The following is a 1,339-nucleotide window of genomic DNA, read 5'->3' on the forward strand; positions in this document are numbered from 1 at the left end:
CCACCGTCGTTGAGCAACGACCGCCGCGCACCGACTGACCCCGATCAAACGAAAGCCGCCCCGGCATCACACCCGGGGCGGCTTTCCCCTGCCTATTGACAAACAGTGCCTACATATCAGCTGTAATGACCTGACAGGTTGTTGACGGCGTGGCTGCTTGAAATGGGGAGGACCTCCTGACGGAGTGGATGTGTCTAAGCATTCATTCCGAAGGAGGTCCTCGTGTCTCACGCTAACGCCCGCACCAACCTGTTCGCACGCCGGCTGATCGTGGAGCGTGTCGCTGCTGGTTGGCCGCCCGCTCATGTCGCTGAACAACTGGGGATTTCACGGGCCACGGTCTACAAGTGGCTGCGCCGCTACGCCGAAGGTGGAGAGGCCGCGTTGGCCGACCGGTCCTCGCGGCCGCACCGGATGCCGGCGCGCACCACCAAGAAGGTCGAACAGAAAGTGCTGGCGGCTCGGCAGCGCCGCAAACGCGGCGCGGTGGTACTGGCCGCCGAACTGGGCTTGCACGCGTCGACCGTGGGCCGGATTCTGGCACGCCACCAGGTGCCACACCTGGCCGCGATCGATCCGATCACCGGTGAGCCGGTGCGCTCATCACAACGCATCCCCAACCGCTATGAACACCGCAGCCCAGGCTCGCTGGTCCATGTCGATGTCAAAAAGCTCGGCCGCATCCCCAAAGGCGGCGGGTGGCGCCTACACGGCCGCGATGCCGCAGTGTCAGTGGCCAACCGGCACAAGAAGACCCGCATCGGCTACGACTACATCCACACCGCCATTGACGACCACACCCGGCTGGCCTACAGCGAGGTCCATCCCGACGAAAAGGACCTGACCTGCGCGCAGTTCCTGCACCGCGCCATCGCCTGGTTCACCGCTCAGGGCATACGGGTACGACGGCTGCTGACCGACAACGCTCTGGTCTATCGCCGCGGCACCAACTGGGGCTGGGTGTGCACCGCCTGGGGGCTGCGACGCCGATTCATCAAACCCGGCTGCCCGTGGACCAACGGCAAAGCAGAACGCTTCAACCGGACCCTGCTCAACGAATGGGCCTACGCCCGCCCCTGGACGTCAAACAGCCTACGTACCCGAGGTCTTGACCGATTCCTGCGCCGGTACAACACTCAACGAGGCCACTCCGCCCTCGGCGGACACCCACCCATCAGCCGGCTCGCCGCCTGACAACAACGTGTCAGGTCATTACACCTGATATGTAGAGAAGTTTGTCAAGAGGGCAAGGTGAGGCGCCGCCGGGGAGCTACCCCGACGGCGCCTCTTTTGCTTCCTCCGATAGTCAGTGTGGTGAGCGTGTCGTTGGCGACGCGCG

General features: G+C 64.4%; 1 protein-coding gene. It reads left to right on the plus strand.

What is annotated here, in order from left to right; all coding sequences use genetic code 11:
- Positions 1–222: 222 nt before the first annotated feature.
- Complete coding sequence (locus tag H7J93_RS29100; RefSeq protein ID WP_267309741.1) at positions 223–1,194, plus strand: IS481 family transposase; 972 nt, start codon at positions 223–225, stop codon at positions 1,192–1,194.
- Positions 1,195–1,339 lie beyond the last annotated feature (145 nt).

The organism is Mycobacterium barrassiae (assembly GCF_025822765.1).
GTDB classification, from domain to species: domain Bacteria; phylum Actinomycetota; class Actinomycetes; order Mycobacteriales; family Mycobacteriaceae; genus Mycobacterium; species Mycobacterium barrassiae.